Genomic DNA, 14996 nt, shown 5'->3' with positions numbered 1-14996 from the left:
GCTCAGCCTTGCGCCACAGGCCGTGCGGGGTCCCGGCACCACTCGCTCCAACTCCCGGCGAACAGACGCGTCGGTGCAAAACCCGCCACCTCCATCGCCAGCAGATTGGGCACGGCGCTGACACCGCTGCCGCACTGGTGCACCACGCTGGCCGGGTCGCGACCGGCGAGCAGGGCCTCGAACTCGGCGCGCAGCGTGGCGGCGGGCTTGAACAGCCCCTGTTCGTCGAGGTTGAGGCCGAAGGGTCGGTTGAGGGCGCCCGGAATGTGGCCGGCCACGGGATCCAGAGGCTCCACCTCACCTCGGTAGCGCGGTGTGGCACGTGCGTCGATGAGGGTCTGATCAGGCTGCCCCAGTCGGGCCAGGACCTCGTCGGCCGACACCAGGGTGCGCAAGGCCGGCCGCAGCGTCCAATCGGAGGGCGTGCGTGGGGAGGCCGGACCGCTCTCGACAGCACCGCCAGCCTGGGTCCAGGCACTGAAGCCGCCATCGAGCACGGCCACCGCCGCGTGGCCCGCCCACTTGAGCATCCACCACAGGCGGCCACAGAAATTCTGGCCATTGCGGTCATACACCACCACCTGCATGTCGGCGTGCAGACCCATCTGACGCAGCCACTGCGCGAACACCTCGCGGCGCGGCAAAGGGTGGCGTCCGCCAGATGCGCGCTCGCTGTCGCCTTGCGCGCTCAGGTCATGATCCAGGTCGGCGTGGATGGCACCAGGCAGGTGGGCCTGCAGAAACTGCTGCGCTCCGACGGCCGGATTCATCAGGTCGGCGGTGCAGTCGATGAGCATCAGGGGGGCGCCGGTTTGCTGCAAGGCTTGCAACTGGGCACAGGTGATCAGGGTGGTGAACATGGTCGTGGTTGGGCAGAAGAGAGACGGAACACATCGGGCTGGCACATCCGGTCGTCGACCGCGTCAGAATGTCGCGTGCGCTTGTGTGGATCTCGCCACCTGACCGTCTTTTTCGACTTTATGCCAAACCAGAACCTGTTGAACCAAGGCCCTTTTCATGCCGCCATCATCGACCTTGATGGCACCATGGTGGACACCCTGGGGGACTTCGTCGTGGTGTTGCACCACACCCTGGCTGACCTGGGCTGCCACGCCATCGAAATCGCCCGTGTGGACCGTGCCTTCGTCGAACTCACCGTGGGCAAAGGGACCGAAGACCTGCTGCGCCGCACCCTGGCGCACGCCTGGGGATTGCCCGATGACGATCCGCAGGCCGTGGCCGCCGTGCCAGAGGCCTGGCAACACTACCAGGGCCATTACACCCGCCTCAACGGGTTGCACTCCGACGTGTACCCCGGCGTTTCCGAAGGCTTGGCGCAACTGCGCGCCTTGGGCCTGCCCCTGGCCTGCCTCACCAACAAGCCAACCGCCTTTGCCGAGCAGTTGCTCGAACGCAAGGGCTTGCGTGCGCATTTCCAGCATGTGTTTGGCGGCGACGCGTTCGAGCGCAAAAAGCCCGACCCGCTTCCCCTGCTCAGGACCTGTGAAGCCCTGGGCACCACGCCAGCGCACACGGTCATGGTGGGAGACTCCAGCAACGATGCCCAGGCGGCGGGCGCCGCAGGCTGTCCCATCATCCTGGTCACCTATGGCTACAACCACGGTCACCCCATCGACGAGGTGCCAGCCATCGCGCATGTCGACCGTCTGGACGCCGTGCCCTGGTCCCGCTGGTTGGCCTGATCGCCCAGGCCGCGTGCGGCCTCACTCCAGGGCGCTCAACACCGGTTGCGCCTTGTGGTCGAGCAAGGCATTTTTCAGGTCTGTGGTTGCGGGCTGATCACCCAGCCACACCTTCAGAATGGCCGGGAAAAACTGCGGATCCGCAATCGCTGCGCCCACGGGCGCATCGTTGATCAGGAACACCGTGCCTTGTTGAGGCACGTAGGCGATCGTGAACACATCCTGTGCGTTGAGGCGCCGCATGTGCGAGAACTGCTCGCCCATTTTGCGGATGGCCGGGATCAGGCTGAAAAACTCCGGCCGACTGCAGTTGTGCTCAATGCCCCGGGTGATCAGCTTGCCCAGCTCGTCCACCCGCATGCTGCGCAACAGCACGAAGCGCAGCTGCTTGGGGCCGTTCTGGCTCAGGACGCCGGCGGTCTGGTGTGCCTTGGCGGGCAGATACAGCCCCACCGTGTACAGCTTGGCGAGTGCCCGGTACGCCACCCCGGTGCCATTGAGCGTCAAGGTCTGCCCCTCCACCTCCAGGCTGGGGGCATAGTGCACGCCGAACACGTCGGCCGACTGGGCCTGCACGGCCGGTGTCGCCAGCAAGGTCATCGCCAGGCAGGTGCCCGCTGCCCATCGCAACAAGGGAGATCCCGGGCGTTGGCCCATGAAGGCAGACAATGACATGGCGATACAGCGGAGTTCAGGACACGGCGATTGTTGACCGCAGTCTGTTCAGGGCGTGAGGTGGTTTGCCCTTGTCACCACCCGGGCAGAGGGGCCCACACCCCCCTCACTTCGGTGCCTCGCTGCTACACTGGGTCGATGTTCATCTCTCGCAAACAGACCAAAGGTCCGCATGACCGGGGAGCCTGGCCCTGGCGTGGCTGAGCCTCGCCCGCCTGAATCGGCACCTTGCCCCTGACCGGGCTCCCGCAGGTGTCCCGCCCTGTTTGCCTGTTCCTTGCGCCGAGCTGCCATGCCCGCGCCGCGCCTGGGACCTCACCGAGATCACATCCATGCTGACCGAACAAGACTTCCTCGCTCTGGCGGCCCAAGGCCATAACCGCATCCCCCTGGTGGCCCAGGCCCTGGCCGACCTCGACACCCCGCTGTCGCTCTACCTCAAGCTCACCCAGGGCCAGCCCCTGAGCTTCCTGCTCGAATCCGTGGTGGGCGGCGAGCGCTTCGGGCGCTACTCCTTTGTCGGCTTGCCCGCTCGCACCCTGGTGCGCGCCACCGACCATCAGGTTGAAGTCGTCACCGATGGCCAGGTGGTCGAAACCTTCCAGGGCAATCCGCTCGATTTCATCGCCACCTACCAGCAGCGCTTCAAGGTCGCCGTGCCCCAGGGCCTGCCGCGTTTTTGTGGCGGCCTCGCCGGCTACTTCGGCTACGACACCGTGCGCCTGATCGAGCCGCGCCTGGCCCAGCGTCCGCAAACCCCCGGCATCGGCACGCCCGACATCCTGCTGCTGCAGTGTGAAGAGCTCGCCGTCATCGACAACCTCGCTGACCGCCTCTTCCTCATCGTCTATGCCGACCCCAGCCAGCCCGGCGCCTACGCCCGCGCCCAGGCGCGCCTGAGCGAGTTGCAGGCCCGCTTGCAGACGGTGGTGCCCGTGCCCCCGGTCACGCCCACCGAGTCCTTCCCGGTCGAGCGCCACTTCGCCAAAGACGACTACGAAGCCGCCGTCCTCAAGTGCAAGGAGTACATCGCGGCGGGCGACTGCATGCAGGTCGTCATTGGCCAGCGCCTGCAAAAGCGCTTCACGGCCTCGCCGCTGACGCTGTACCGTGCGCTGCGCTCGCTCAATCCCAGTCCCTACATGTACTACTACGACATGGGGGACCATCACGTCGTCGGCTCCAGCCCGGAAATCCTGGTGCGCCAGGAGCACAACAAGGACGGCAGCCAGACCGTCACCATCCGCCCGATCGCAGGCACCCGTCCGCGTGGCGCCACCCCCGAGCAAGACGTCACCAACGAGAAAGAGCTGCTGGCCGATCCCAAAGAGCGTGCCGAGCACGTCATGCTCATCGACCTGGCCCGCAACGACATCGGCCGCATCGCCAAGACCGGGACCGTCAAGGTCACCGAGGCCTTCGGCATCGAGCGCTACTCTCACGTCATGCACATCGTCAGCAATGTCGAGGGCACGCTGAAAGATGGCATGACTGGCCTCGACGTGTTGCGCGCCAGCTTCCCCGCGGGCACCCTCAGTGGTGCGCCCAAGATCCGCGCCATGGAGATCATCGACGAGCTCGAACCCGTGCAGCGTGGTGTGTACGGCGGCGCCGTGGGCTACCTCAGCTTTGCGGGTGACATGGATGTGGCCATCGCCATCCGCACCGGTGTGGTCAAGGACCAGACCTTGTATGTGGCTGCTGGCGCTGGCGTCGTGGCCGATTCGGTGCCCGAGCTCGAATGGAAAGAAACCGAGGCCAAGGCTCGCGCCGTGATCCGCGCCGCCGAGATGGTCGAGCAGGGACTGTGAGGCAGCGCCCCGAGATGGGGCGCGTTCAACTCGCCTCATCTCAGTGAAAGTCGGGGGGTGACGCCTCCCGCACATCTGGCACGATGGGGAAACATCCCCTTTTGCCGCCTCATGGGCGGCGCGCTGCGTCGGTCGTGCTTTACGTCTTTGCCATTTACATCGCTGTCACCGTGGCCACCGGCTTGGCCTTGCTGCTGGTGTGGCGTCACGACCGCAAGCAATCGTTCACCGCTCTGCTGGGCCTGTCCCTGGTGCCGTCCCTGTGCCTGATCCTGATGGTCAAAGGCATCGGCTCGTTGTCCGGTCGACACGTGCCACGGCGCCACCTGCAGGTCCTGTTCGTCGCCCTGTTGCTGGCCCACGGGGCCCTCATGGGGCGCGACATGAGCCTGGCCCAGGCGGGCTCGGCCACCATCAACATCACCATCAGCCTGATCGTGGCCAACTGGCTGCGCAAGCAAGGCCCAGGCGAGCGCTTCACAGGCATCTTGCTGGTGCTCGCGGGCATCAACCAGTTCAACTTCGTCTTCCACCCGGGTGATGCCGGTGCCATGACCCAGACCGCCGTGGCCACCGTGTTGCGCTTGCTGCTGGCCATGGCCTTGATGTATGCCGCGCTGACCCGTTCGGCGGAAGCGGGGCAACGCGTGCGCGATCGCTTCTTCCAGCTGACCGATCGCTCTCCTCAAGGGGTGGCCGTGGTCATCGACGATCACGCGGTCTACATCAATCCCGCCTTCCGCAGCATCTATGGCATGGACCGCGTCGACCAGGCTCCCCGGGTGTTCTCGCCCGAATGGTTGAACCTCACCACCCCACTGGCCGCACGCAAGCCCATCCACCAGTTGCTCGCCCAGGTCAACAACGGCTCCCTGCCCTTGGCGGAGTGGGAAGGTGACCGCACCGCGCTCGATGGTCGTCACCTGTACCTGCGTTTCAAGGCCTGGCACGTCGAGTGGGACGGCGAACCCGCCCTGCAGGTCGTGGTCTCCGACGACACGGCCCAGCATGAGGCCGCGCGTGCGCTCATCTGGCACGCCACCCACGACGAGCTCACCGGTCTGCTCAACCGCAGCGCGCTGTTGCAGCGTCTGCGCGAGCTCTACGACAACGCCGAGCAGCCAGCGTTTGCGCTCATCCTCCTCGACGTTGATCGCTTCAAGCTTTTCAACGATGCCCACGGGCCAGCGGTGGGTGACGAGGTGCTCAAGGCTTTGTCGACCCAGTTGCTGCACACCCTGGGCGAGCGCGCCGAACTGATGCGCCTGGGCGAGGATGAGTTCGCCCTGCTGCTCGTGAGCCCGGACACCCAGGCCGTGGCGCATCAGCTCACCCAGGACATCCAGGCGCTGCTGACCCAGCCCCTGACCCTCAGCGCCCATCGCTTCTTCCTCGATGTCTCCATGGGGGTGGCCCTGCATCCTGGGGTGGCCACCAGCCCCTACGCCTTGCTGCAGGCGGCCAATGCCGCCATGCTGGCCGCCAAGCGCCTGCCCGGCACCTCGGTGCAGTGGGCCACCGAGGCCGGGCGCAATGGTCTGGCCGCCTTCTTCGATGCCGAACAGGCCTTGCGGGCCGGCTTCGAAAACGATGAGTTCACCCTGGTTTATCAGCCCAAGGTGGGTGCGGCAGGGCACCGCCTTGTCGGCTTCGAGGCGCTGGTGCGCTGGGATCGACCCGGCATCGGTCGCATCAGCCCGATGGAGTTCATCCCTGCTGCCGAGCGCAACGGCCTCATCGTCCCGCTGGGGGCCATCATCCTCACTCAGGCCTGTCGTCAACTGGCGCAATGGCGTGACGCCGGGCTGCCGCTGGTGCCGGTTGCCGTCAACGTTTCCCCGCTGCAACTGCTCGATGCCCAGTTCCCCGCAGCCGTCATGAACACCCTGGCGCAGTTCCAGTTGTCCCCCCAATGGCTGACGCTGGAAATCACCGAAACCGCCGCGGTGGCTCACATGGACCAGGCCCGTGAGCAGATCAGTCAGCTGCGCCAGCAAGGCGTCGACGTGGCGCTCGACGACTTCGGCACTGGCTTCTCATCGCTCAACATGCTGCGCAGCCTGCCGTTGCATACCGTCAAGATCGACCGCAGCCTCATCGACCCCATGCCCGAGTCCCACGCCGTGGCGGTGGTCAAGGCCATTTGCGACCTGGCCACGGTGCTTGATCTGGATGTCGTTGCCGAAGGTGTCGAAACCGAGTCCCACGCCTTGGCCGCTCTGGCGGCGGGTTGTCACGCACTGCAGGGCTACCACTTTGCCCGCCCCCTCGATGTCCCGGAAGCCACACAGTGGTTGCAGGCCCACGGCTGAGCCCTGGCTGCCGGGGTGGGGCCCATGTAGAATGGTCTGCATGCAGCAACCCTCGGATCTCTTTCGCCTGAATGCCCGTTGGTGGCGGTGACGCCAGCCACACACTGCATGACCCTGCGCGCGCGGCACCCCACCGCAGCTGACGCCTCCAAAGGGTCTCCGAGGGGGACACACTGAGGGATGGTGCAACACCATTCCATGAACCACATCCCGATACAGGATCGTGCCATGCTGCTCATGATTGACAACTACGACAGTTTCACCTTCAACCTGGTGCAGTACTTCTGCGAACTGGGTGAAGAGGTCAAGGTCGTCCGCAACGACGAAGTCACCCTCGACGAGATCGCCGCTTTCAAAGCCGATCGCCTCGTGCTCTCTCCCGGCCCCTGCTCGCCCGACGAAGCCGGCGTCTGCGTGCCCGCGCTCAAGCGCTTTGCCGGCCAGCTCCCCATCCTCGGCGTCTGCCTGGGGCACCAGAGCATCGGTGCCGCCATGGGCGGGCGCATCGTGCGCGCCAAGGAGCAGATGCACGGCAAGACCAGCGTCATCACCACCGACGAGCAAGGCGTCTACGCCGGCCTGCCCAAGCAGTTCACCGTCATCCGCTACCACTCGCTGGCCATCGAGCGCGCCTCGCTGCCCGACTGCCTGGCCCTCACCTCCTGGACCGACGACGGAGAGATCATGGGGGTGCGCCACAAGGGCCCCCAGACCGACCCGAACTTCGCGCCGCTCGAAGGCGTGCAGTTCCACCCCGAATCCATCCTGAGCGAGCACGGCCACGCCATGCTGGCCAACTTCCTGAAGATGTGAGGAACCGGACATGACCCAGATCACCGATCAGCAGGCCCTGCAGCGCGTCATCGAACACCGCGAGATCTTCCACGACGAGATGCTCGGCCTGATGCGTCGCATCATGACCGGCGAGATGTCGCCCGTCGTCATGGCCGCCCTCATCACCGGCCTGCGCGTCAAGAAGGAAACCGTCGGCGAGATCACCGCGGCCGCCCAGGTCATGCGCGAGTTCGCCACCCCCGTGAAGGTCGCCGACACGGCCCACCTCGTCGACCTGTGCGGCACCGGCGGCGATGGCGCCCACACCTTCAACATCTCGACCACCGCCATGTTCGTGGCCGCGGCCGCGGGTGCCCGCATCGCCAAGCATGGCGGGCGCAGCGTGTCCTCGTCCACCGGCAGTGCCGATGCGCTGGAAGCCTTGGGTGCGGCCATCACGCTCAATGCCGAGCAGGTGGCCCAATGCCTGGCCGACACCGGCGTGGGCTTCATGTTCGCCCCCAATTTCCACGGCGCCATGAAACACGCCGCACCGGTCCGCAAGGAACTGGGGGTGCGCACCCTGTTCAACATCCTCGGCCCCCTGACCAACCCCGCGGCAGCCCCCAATCAGCTCATGGGCGTGTTCCACCCCGATCTGGTGGGCATCATGGCCCGCGTGCTCCAGCGCCTGGGATCGGACCACGTGCTGGTTGTGCATGGTCGCGATGGATTGGACGAGATGACCCTCAACGGCGAGACCCTGGTGGCCGAGCTCAAGAACGGTCAGGTCAGCGAGTACACCGTGCACCCGTCCCAGTTCGGCCTGGCCGAGCACGACGGTACCTTGCTCAAGGCCGGCAACCGCGAGGTCTCCATCGAGATCATGCGCGCCGTGCTTGACAACCAGAGCGGGCCTGCTCGCGACATCGTCTTGCTCAACGCCGGGGCGGCCATCTATGCCGCCAACGTGGCGGACTCTCTGGCCGACGGCGTCGAGCGCGCCCGCGAGGCTCTTGCCAGCGGCCGTGCCGCCGAGCGCCTGCTCAAGTTTGTGCAGACGACTCAGTCTCTGGCGGCCTGATCTGCGCCAGTGCCGTCGGTTGCAGCACGCAGCGGTTGCGCCCTTCGGCCTTGGCCTGATACAGCAGCCGATCGGCCAGTTGCAACATGAGCGCCATGGACGTGCGGGGGCCCGGCGTCGCGCACGCCACCCCAATGCTCACGGTCAGTGCCAGCAACTGGCCACCGTGTGTCACCGTCAGGGCGGCCACTTCCTCTCGGATGCGCTCGGCCATGTGTGCCGCGCCGGCGGCATGGGTCTGCGGCAGCACCACCAGGAACTCTTCTCCACCGTAACGCACCGCATGGTCGCCGGGGCGGCGCATGATGCGCGAAATGACCTCGGCCACCGCTTTCAAGGCCTCGTCGCCCGCTGCGTGGCCATGTGCATCGTTCACTTGCTTGAAGTGATCAATGTCGATCATCAACAAGGCCAGAGCTTGCTTCCAGCGCACCGCCGTCCCCCAGATCTCTGGCATCCGTTCCGCCAGAAACTGCCGGTTGTGCAGCCCCGTCAGCGCATCCCGCTGTGACAATTCCTGCAAACGCCCATTCGCTTCGGTCAGCTCCCCGAGCGCCTTGTCCAGATCCTGGGTGCGAGCCAGCACGCGAGCTTCCAGCTCCGTGGCATGCGCGGCCTGCAGGCGCACGTGGGCATCCTGGGCCAGTTTCAGGCGATGCGCCAAGGCCAGGGACAGCAGCACGAACTCCAGCACCGATCCGATCTGCAGGCCGTGGTTCGTCAACCAGTTGGGTTTGACCAGATCGAACATGCTCAGGGAGGCGGCGATCAGCCCGATCAAGAGGCCACCGAATGCCGCCAGGAAGTAGCGTGCCTGCTGATGCCCACGCTGCAGCATCACCGTGGTGAGACCCAGCAGCACCACCGGGGCGACCATCGTCAGCACCGTGCCCAGTTTGACCGCCTGCGCATAGTGCCCCAGCCACATGACGGGCAAGATCAGCACAAACAGACCTTGCAGTCCCTGCATGACCCGATCCGCTGTGGCCCAGTGGCTCGCCAGATCCAGAAAATCACGTGCAAACAGCGACAGCAGCAGGCCGGCCGCGCTCATGCACACGGGCAAGGCCCAGTTACCCCAGTCGGGGTTCTCGGGCCAGAGGTACTGAAACGCCACGCCGTTGAGGGTCAACTGGGCCACACCAAACACCGCCAGATAGCCCACGTAGTACAGGTGGCTGCGATCCCGCAGCGACACGAACAGCATCAGGTTGTAAAACAGCATGGCCAGCAAGGCGCCGCCATACAGCCCAGCCCACCCGAGCTCCAGTCGGGCCTGTTCCAGCCTGGTGGTGGGTGTGGTCACCACCAGCGGGGCTTGCAGCGAGCCTTCGCTGCGTACGCGCACATACACCGTGGCTTGCGTACCGTTCTGCAGGGGGACGTCCACGTAAAAGTGAGGATGCGCCACAGGCCGAGCGCCAAAGGGGCGGCGGTCTCCGGTCGCGTGATGCTGCTGCACACGCCCCGTCCCATCCACCACAAACAGGTCTACCTCATCGAGCAGGGGGTACTGCACACCAAACTGCCAGGCCGTCTGCGTCGCGTGCCGATTGAGCAAGGTGACCCGCAGCCAGTAGACCGAGCGGCTGTAGCCAAAGCTGGGCGATTCGCCCTGCAGGGCTTGCCAGCCGCCATGCACGCCGCTGCCCACCGCTTGCACCTGCGCCAGCGTCTGTGTGCCCGAGGCATCTTCCAGCACGGCCACCTGTGCACCGCGCGGGTGCACCGCATTCACGGAGTCCAGCACCAGTGGCTCGGCCCGCACGAGGCCGCAGCAGAGCAGGCAGCACAGCCACCACGCCCACAGCCATCCCCTGCGCCGACCGATCTGACCCAAATTGGCCTCCTCACATCCGTGCCGACATTGTCACTGCCTGTCACAGCCTTGCCAGCCCGTGAAAGCCCTTTTGCGCCGCGCCCTGCACAGCGCAGGCAAACCCCGATAATGTCGACAACTCCTCGCAAAGTGCCCACTCATGTCCGACATCCTTCAGAAAATCGTCGCCGTCAAACACCAGGAAATCGCCGCAGCCTTGCCCGTCCGGCCCCTCGCCACCGTGCGGGCCGAAGCCGAGGCCCGCAACCGTGATCTGGCCGATGTGCGCGATTTCGTCGGGGCCCTGCGCCGCAAGATCGAGGCGGGCCAGGCCGGCGTCATCGCCGAGGTCAAGAAGGCCAGCCCCAGCAAGGGCGTGCTGCGCGAGCACTTTGTGCCGGCTGACATCGCTGCCAGCTACGCGCGTCATGGTGCCGCCTGCCTGAGCGTGCTCACCGACGCCCAGTTCTTCCAGGGCAGCGCCGCCTACCTGCAAGAAGCCCGCGCCGCCTGTGAGCTGCCCGTGCTGCGCAAGGACTTCATGGTCGACGCCTACCAGGTCTACGAGGCCCGTGCCATGGGCGCCGACTGCATCCTGCTGATCGCCGGCTGCCTCGACGACGCCCAGATGGCCGACCTCGAAGCCTGTGCCCACGAACTCGGCATGGCCGTCCTCGTCGAAGTCCACGACGGGGCCGAACTCGATCGCGCGCTCAAGCTGCGCACCCCCCTGGTCGGCATCAACAACCGCAACCTGCGCACCTTCGAGGTCACGCTCGACACCACGCTGGGCCTGCTGCCTCGTGTCCCCGCTGATCGCCTGCTGGTCACCGAGTCCGGCATCCTCAGCGTCGCCGACGTGCAGCGCATGCGCGCGGCCAACGTCCACGCTTTCCTCATCGGTGAGGCCTTCATGCGTCAGCCCGATCCTGGCGTGGCCCTGGCCACACTGTTCGCCTGAGTCGGGTCGTGCCGGTGCCCCTCCGCAGCACGCGCGCGCGCTCGACGCTCGCGCCCGATCAAGGTAACCTGTTCGAAGCGTCCGCGCACGGCGACGAGGGGGCTTGTGCCCCGACGCATTCTGGCGTGACGTCACCGCCCTCTGAGGCCCTCACACAGCCCCTCTCAGGGCTGTTCGATACCGTGCCTGCCGACTGGCGGAAGATCACCGAAGCGTTTCGTGCGGGCCCGCTTGGTCAGGCTCTGATCAGCCGCGTCGATGCGGCCTGCCATCAGGGCGCCACCATCTACCCTGCCGACGTCTTCGCCGCCTTGCGTCACACCCGGCGTGACCAGGTCAAGGTGGTCATCCTCGGGCAGGACCCCTATCACGGACCCGGTCAGGCACACGGCCTGGCTTTCTCGGTGCGCCCTGGGCAGGCGATCCCGCCCAGTTTGCGCAACATCCGCAAAGAACTGTCCCGTGACCTCGGTTTGCCGGCACCCGCGCACGGCTGCTTGCAAGCCTGGGCTGAGCGCGGCGTGTTGCTGCTCAACACCGTGCTCACGGTCGAGGCCGCGCGGGCTGCCAGCCACGCCGGTTGGGGCTGGGAGGCGCTCACCGATGCCTTGATCACCGCCGTGGCGGCCGCCTCGCACCCCACCGTCTTTTTGCTCTGGGGGGCACATGCCCAACGCAAGCTGGCACTGATCGAGCAGGCTGCCTTGCAGCACCCGGACGCCGGTGAGCACCTCATCCTGCAGGCCAACCACCCTTCGCCCCTGTCGGCCACGCGAGGCCCCGCGCCCTTCATCGGCTGCGGCCATTTTGGACAGGCGCAAGCCTACTGGGCAGCGCGCGGCCATCAGCTCGACTGGTCGCTGAACTGACCCGCATCAAGGGGACGTCACCGTGCCCTGCCTCGTGGACAATCCACGCTCTTCGTCTGCCTGCTGTCCTCAAGGTTGTTGTCCATGCGCCTGGCGCTGCTGTCCCCTCTGCCGCCCGATCCCTCCGCCCTGGCACACCACGCCGCGCAGTTCCGTCGCGCGCTCAATCTCGGAGGCATCGACGTGCTCACGCCGCTCGTGGGGCAGCGCCCGCTCGACAACCTCAGAGCTGCGCGCGCCTGGGTGGCCGAGCGTGACTGGCGTGGCGTGGACGTCGTGCACGCCGAACTGGCCCCTGGTCAGCACACCGTGTACTGGGTCATGCAGGCCCTGGCGAGCTTGCCCAGTGGCCCTGCGCTCACCGCCACCGTCCATGCCCCGCCCGGATTGTTGGCCCAACCTTTGGTGGCACCGCTGGCGGGTCTGTACCACGCATCGTGGCTGCCCGATTGGATGCGTCAAGCCGGTGCGGGGTTGGCCGCGCCGATCACGCGCTACAACGACCGTCGCCTGGCACGTCGCCTGTCGGGTGTGCTGTGCGCGCATGAACTCGGCGATGCCGGGGTAGCGCAACTCGCGCGTCGGCTGGGCCTGCCCCGTGAGCGCATTGCGGTGCTGCCCCTCGGGCGACATGACGCGCCCGCTCGGCCCCTGCCTCCCTTGCCGCATAAGTGGCTGTGCATGAGCGGCCCCGGTCAGGCGTTGCGCCCCCTGCAGGATCTGGTCACTGCCTTGACCGCCCTGCAGGATCGGGCCGAGGGCGAGCGGCCCGACTGGCAGCTGACCTTCGCCGGCCCCACCGCTGCTTCCTGCTTCCAGGCCCCGCGCCATGATCCACTCTCCCGCCTGCAAGCCGACCCCCGTGTGCGTGCGCTGGGCGATCGCATCGCATGGCAGCTTGATCCCGACCCGCAAGACCTGCCGGCCCTCGTGGCGGCCCATCACATGCTGATCCAGCCCGATCGCGACCAACCCTGGGGGCTGGACGGCACCGAGCCGGGGCCGACTTCGCCGCAGGCCGTGCGCGAGTTGGCTTTGTCCATCGGACGCCCGCTGCTGGTCGCTCACCACAAACGGGGCTTTGACCTCAGCGACCAGGCATCGGGCGCCACCTACACAGCGGGGCAAACCGCAACACTGGTGCCTGTTCTGCAGAACCTGCTGTCTGAGCTCGATGGCTTGCGCGCGTGGGGGCAACAGGCGCAGCAGTGCGCGAGCGCCCGCGCGGCGGCCCAGATGAGCGCCCGCTACGTCGGCTTTTTCCAACAGGTTGTGGCGTCCAGCGGACGCCGCGCCACAAAATAATTTGCACAGGGCTTGCGAGTCGCAAAAAAGCTCTGCTATAGTTGCGGTCTTCCCTGGAGGGGTGCCCGAGTGGCTAAAGGGGGCAGACTGTAAATCTGTTGGCTTACGCCTACGCTGGTTCGAATCCAGCCTCCTCCACCAGGGAAACCTAATTTCTGGAATCACTCCCGAGCGGGAGTAGTTCAATGGTAGAACCTTAGCCTTCCAAGCTAATGACGCGGGTTCGATTCCCGTCTCCCGCTCCACGGTCACGGTTCTGTCAATTTAGGCGTGGTAAAGTAGCGGTCTTCGCAGATGCGGAGGTTGCAAGTGTCCAAGTCGGCACAGGTTTGGGTTGGTTCCCAGTCCAGACCTGTGTCGATGCCCATGTGGCTCAGTGGTAGAGCACTCCCTTGGTAAGGGAGAGGTCGGCAGTTCGATCCTGCCCATGGGCACCACACCTCCTCATCCCTTTCCTTCAGCCCACTCCCGTATCGCTAGGAGCGAGAAACATGGCAAAAGAGAAGTTCGAGCGGACCAAGCCGCACGTGAACGTTGGCACCATTGGTCACGTTGACCACGGCAAGACCACCCTGACGGCTGCCATCACCACCGTTCTGGCCAAGAAGTTTGGCGGCTCCGCCAAGGCTTACGACCAGATCGACGCGGCTCCTGAAGAAAAGGCCCGCGGCATCACCATCAACACCGCTCACGTCGAGTACGAAACGGCCAACCGCCACTACGCTCACGTGGACTGCCCTGGCCACGCCGACTATGTGAAGAACATGATCACCGGCGCCGCCCAGATGGACGGTGCGATCCTGGTGTGTTCCGCTGCTGACGGCCCGATGCCCCAGACCCGCGAACACATCCTGCTGTCGCGTCAGGTGGGCGTGCCTTACATCATCGTCTTCCTGAACAAGGCTGACATGGTGGACGACGCCGAGCTGCTGGAACTGGTCGAAATGGAAGTGCGCGAGCTGCTGTCCAAGTACGACTTCCCCGGCGACGACACCCCGATCATCAAGGGTTCGGCCAAGCTGGCTCTGGAAGGCGACACTGGCGAGCTGGGCGAACAAGCCATCATGAAGCTGGCCGACGCTCTGGACAGCTACATCCCCACGCCTGAGCGCGCTGTGGACGGCACGTTCCTGATGCCTGTGGAAGACGTGTTCTCGATCTCGGGTCGCGGCACCGTGGTGACCGGCCGTATCGAACGCGGCATCATCAAGGTCGGCGAAGAAATCGAAATCGTCGGTATCAAGGCCACCCAGAAGACCACCTGCACGGGCGTGGAAATGTTCCGCAAGCTGCTGGACCAAGGTCAAGCTGGCGACAACGTCGGTATCCTGCTGCGCGGCACCAAGCGTGAAGACGTGGAACGCGGCCAAGTGCTGTGCAAGCCCGGCTCCATCAAGCCGCACACGCACTTCACCGGCGAAGTGTACGTTCTGAGCAAGGACGAAGGCGGCCGTCACACCCCGTTCTTCAACAACTACCGTCCTCAGTTCTACTTCCGCACCACCGACGTGACCGGCTCGATCGAGCTGCCGGCCGACAAGGAAATGGTGATGCCTGGTGACAACGTGTCGATCACCGTCAAGCTGATCGCCCCGATCGCCATGGAAGAAGGTCTGCGTTTCGCCATCCGTGAAGGCGGTCGCACCGTCGGCGCCGGCGTGGTTGCCAAGATCATCGAGTAAT

Annotated in this window: 12 protein-coding genes and 3 tRNA genes; 12 read left to right on the top strand and 3 right to left on the bottom strand. The window is 65.8% G+C overall.

Annotated features, from left to right (window positions below; all coding sequences use genetic code 11):
- Window positions 1-2: 2 nt before the first annotated feature.
- Complete coding sequence (locus WIT60_RS15925) at window positions 3-860, bottom strand: sulfurtransferase (RefSeq protein ID WP_339584845.1); 858 nt, start codon at window positions 858-860, stop codon at window positions 3-5.
- A gap of 120 nt (window positions 861-980) precedes the next feature.
- Between WIT60_RS15925 and gph the strand changes: the two genes are divergently transcribed.
- Window positions 981-1703, top strand: coding sequence for a phosphoglycolate phosphatase (gene gph / locus WIT60_RS15920; RefSeq protein WP_339584844.1), 723 nt, complete (start codon window positions 981-983; stop codon window positions 1701-1703).
- A 21-nt stretch (window positions 1704-1724) separates the two neighbouring features.
- Here gph and WIT60_RS15915 read toward each other — a convergent pair whose 3' ends face one another.
- Window positions 1725-2378: a chalcone isomerase family protein gene (locus WIT60_RS15915; protein WP_339584843.1), complete on the bottom strand. Its 654-nt coding sequence runs from the start codon at window positions 2376-2378 to the stop codon at window positions 1725-1727.
- A gap of 332 nt (window positions 2379-2710) precedes the next feature.
- On the opposite strand from WIT60_RS15915, the gene trpE reads away from it, so the two are divergent.
- From trpE to trpD, 4 genes are all read left to right on the top strand, one after another.
- Window positions 2711-4189 (top strand): anthranilate synthase component I, encoded by a 1479-nt coding sequence (trpE, locus tag WIT60_RS15910; RefSeq protein WP_339584842.1) that lies wholly within the window; start codon window positions 2711-2713, stop codon window positions 4187-4189.
- A 134-nt stretch (window positions 4190-4323) separates the two neighbouring features.
- Window positions 4324-6501 (top strand): putative bifunctional diguanylate cyclase/phosphodiesterase, encoded by a 2178-nt coding sequence (locus WIT60_RS15905; protein ID WP_339584841.1) that lies wholly within the window; start codon window positions 4324-4326, stop codon window positions 6499-6501.
- 228 nt (window positions 6502-6729) lie between these two features.
- Complete coding sequence (locus WIT60_RS15900) at window positions 6730-7314, top strand: anthranilate synthase component II (RefSeq protein ID WP_339584840.1); 585 nt, start codon at window positions 6730-6732, stop codon at window positions 7312-7314.
- A gap of 10 nt (window positions 7315-7324) precedes the next feature.
- Complete coding sequence (gene trpD, locus WIT60_RS15895) at window positions 7325-8359, top strand: anthranilate phosphoribosyltransferase (RefSeq protein WP_339584839.1); 1035 nt, start codon at window positions 7325-7327, stop codon at window positions 8357-8359.
- Here trpD and WIT60_RS15890 read toward each other — a convergent pair.
- Window positions 8322-10109 carry a sensor domain-containing diguanylate cyclase gene (locus WIT60_RS15890; protein WP_339584838.1) on the bottom strand — a complete coding sequence of 596 codons (1788 nt, stop codon included), beginning with the start codon at window positions 10107-10109 and terminating at the stop codon, window positions 8322-8324. The two genes, trpD and WIT60_RS15890, sit on opposite strands and share 38 nt — an antisense overlap.
- Window positions 10110-10338: 229 nt before the next feature.
- On the opposite strand from WIT60_RS15890, the gene trpC reads away from it, so the two are divergent.
- The 7 genes from trpC (at window position 10339) to tuf (ending at window position 14995) form a co-directional block, all read left to right on the top strand.
- On the top strand, window positions 10339-11139 hold the full coding sequence (gene trpC, locus WIT60_RS15885) for an indole-3-glycerol phosphate synthase TrpC (RefSeq protein WP_339584837.1): 801 nt from the start codon (window positions 10339-10341) through the stop codon (window positions 11137-11139).
- A gap of 125 nt (window positions 11140-11264) precedes the next feature.
- Entirely contained in the window at window positions 11265-12008 is a 744-nt protein-coding gene (locus WIT60_RS15880; protein ID WP_339584860.1) for a uracil-DNA glycosylase, read from the top strand.
- A gap of 84 nt (window positions 12009-12092) precedes the next feature.
- Window positions 12093-13313, top strand: a complete 1221-nt coding sequence (locus tag WIT60_RS15875) for a glycosyltransferase family protein (RefSeq protein ID WP_339584836.1) — start codon at window positions 12093-12095, stop codon at window positions 13311-13313.
- A 55-nt stretch (window positions 13314-13368) separates the two neighbouring features.
- Window positions 13369-13454: transfer RNA gene (locus WIT60_RS15870), tRNA-Tyr, on the top strand.
- Between the two features lie 30 nt (window positions 13455-13484).
- Window positions 13485-13558, top strand: a tRNA-Gly gene (locus WIT60_RS15865).
- A gap of 117 nt (window positions 13559-13675) precedes the next feature.
- Window positions 13676-13750: transfer RNA gene (locus WIT60_RS15860), tRNA-Thr, on the top strand.
- Window positions 13751-13804: 54 nt separating this feature from the next.
- On the top strand, window positions 13805-14995 hold the full coding sequence (tuf, locus tag WIT60_RS15855; protein ID WP_339584402.1) for an elongation factor Tu: 1191 nt from the start codon (window positions 13805-13807) through the stop codon (window positions 14993-14995).
- Window position 14996: the final 1 nt, after the last annotated feature.

This window comes from Aquabacterium sp. G14 (assembly GCF_037482285.1).
In the GTDB taxonomy this organism is placed as follows: Bacteria; Pseudomonadota; Gammaproteobacteria; order Burkholderiales; family Burkholderiaceae_C; genus Aquabacterium.
Note: the sequence above shows the minus strand (reverse complement) of the source record. Positions and strands in the feature narration are given on the sequence as shown.

What these genes read in the sequence shown, in the direction of transcription:
- WIT60_RS15925 (WP_339584845.1), bottom strand. Translation starts at nt 860, where the DNA reads ATGTTCACCACCCTGATCACCTGTGCCCAGTTGCAAGCCTTGCAGCAA.
- trpD (WP_339584839.1), top strand. Translation starts at nt 7,325, where the DNA reads ATGACCCAGATCACCGATCAGCAGGCCCTGCAGCGCGTCATCGAACAC.
- WIT60_RS15900 (WP_339584840.1), top strand. Translation starts at nt 6,730, where the DNA reads ATGCTGCTCATGATTGACAACTACGACAGTTTCACCTTCAACCTGGTG.
- gph (WP_339584844.1), top strand. Translation starts at nt 981, where the DNA reads ATGCCAAACCAGAACCTGTTGAACCAAGGCCCTTTTCATGCCGCCATC.
- WIT60_RS15915 (WP_339584843.1), bottom strand. Translation starts at nt 2,378, where the DNA reads ATGTCATTGTCTGCCTTCATGGGCCAACGCCCGGGATCTCCCTTGTTG.
- trpE (WP_339584842.1), top strand. Translation starts at nt 2,711, where the DNA reads ATGCTGACCGAACAAGACTTCCTCGCTCTGGCGGCCCAAGGCCATAAC.
- trpC (WP_339584837.1), top strand. Translation starts at nt 10,339, where the DNA reads ATGTCCGACATCCTTCAGAAAATCGTCGCCGTCAAACACCAGGAAATC.
- tuf (WP_339584402.1), top strand. Translation starts at nt 13,805, where the DNA reads ATGGCAAAAGAGAAGTTCGAGCGGACCAAGCCGCACGTGAACGTTGGC.
- WIT60_RS15875 (WP_339584836.1), top strand. Translation starts at nt 12,093, where the DNA reads ATGCGCCTGGCGCTGCTGTCCCCTCTGCCGCCCGATCCCTCCGCCCTG.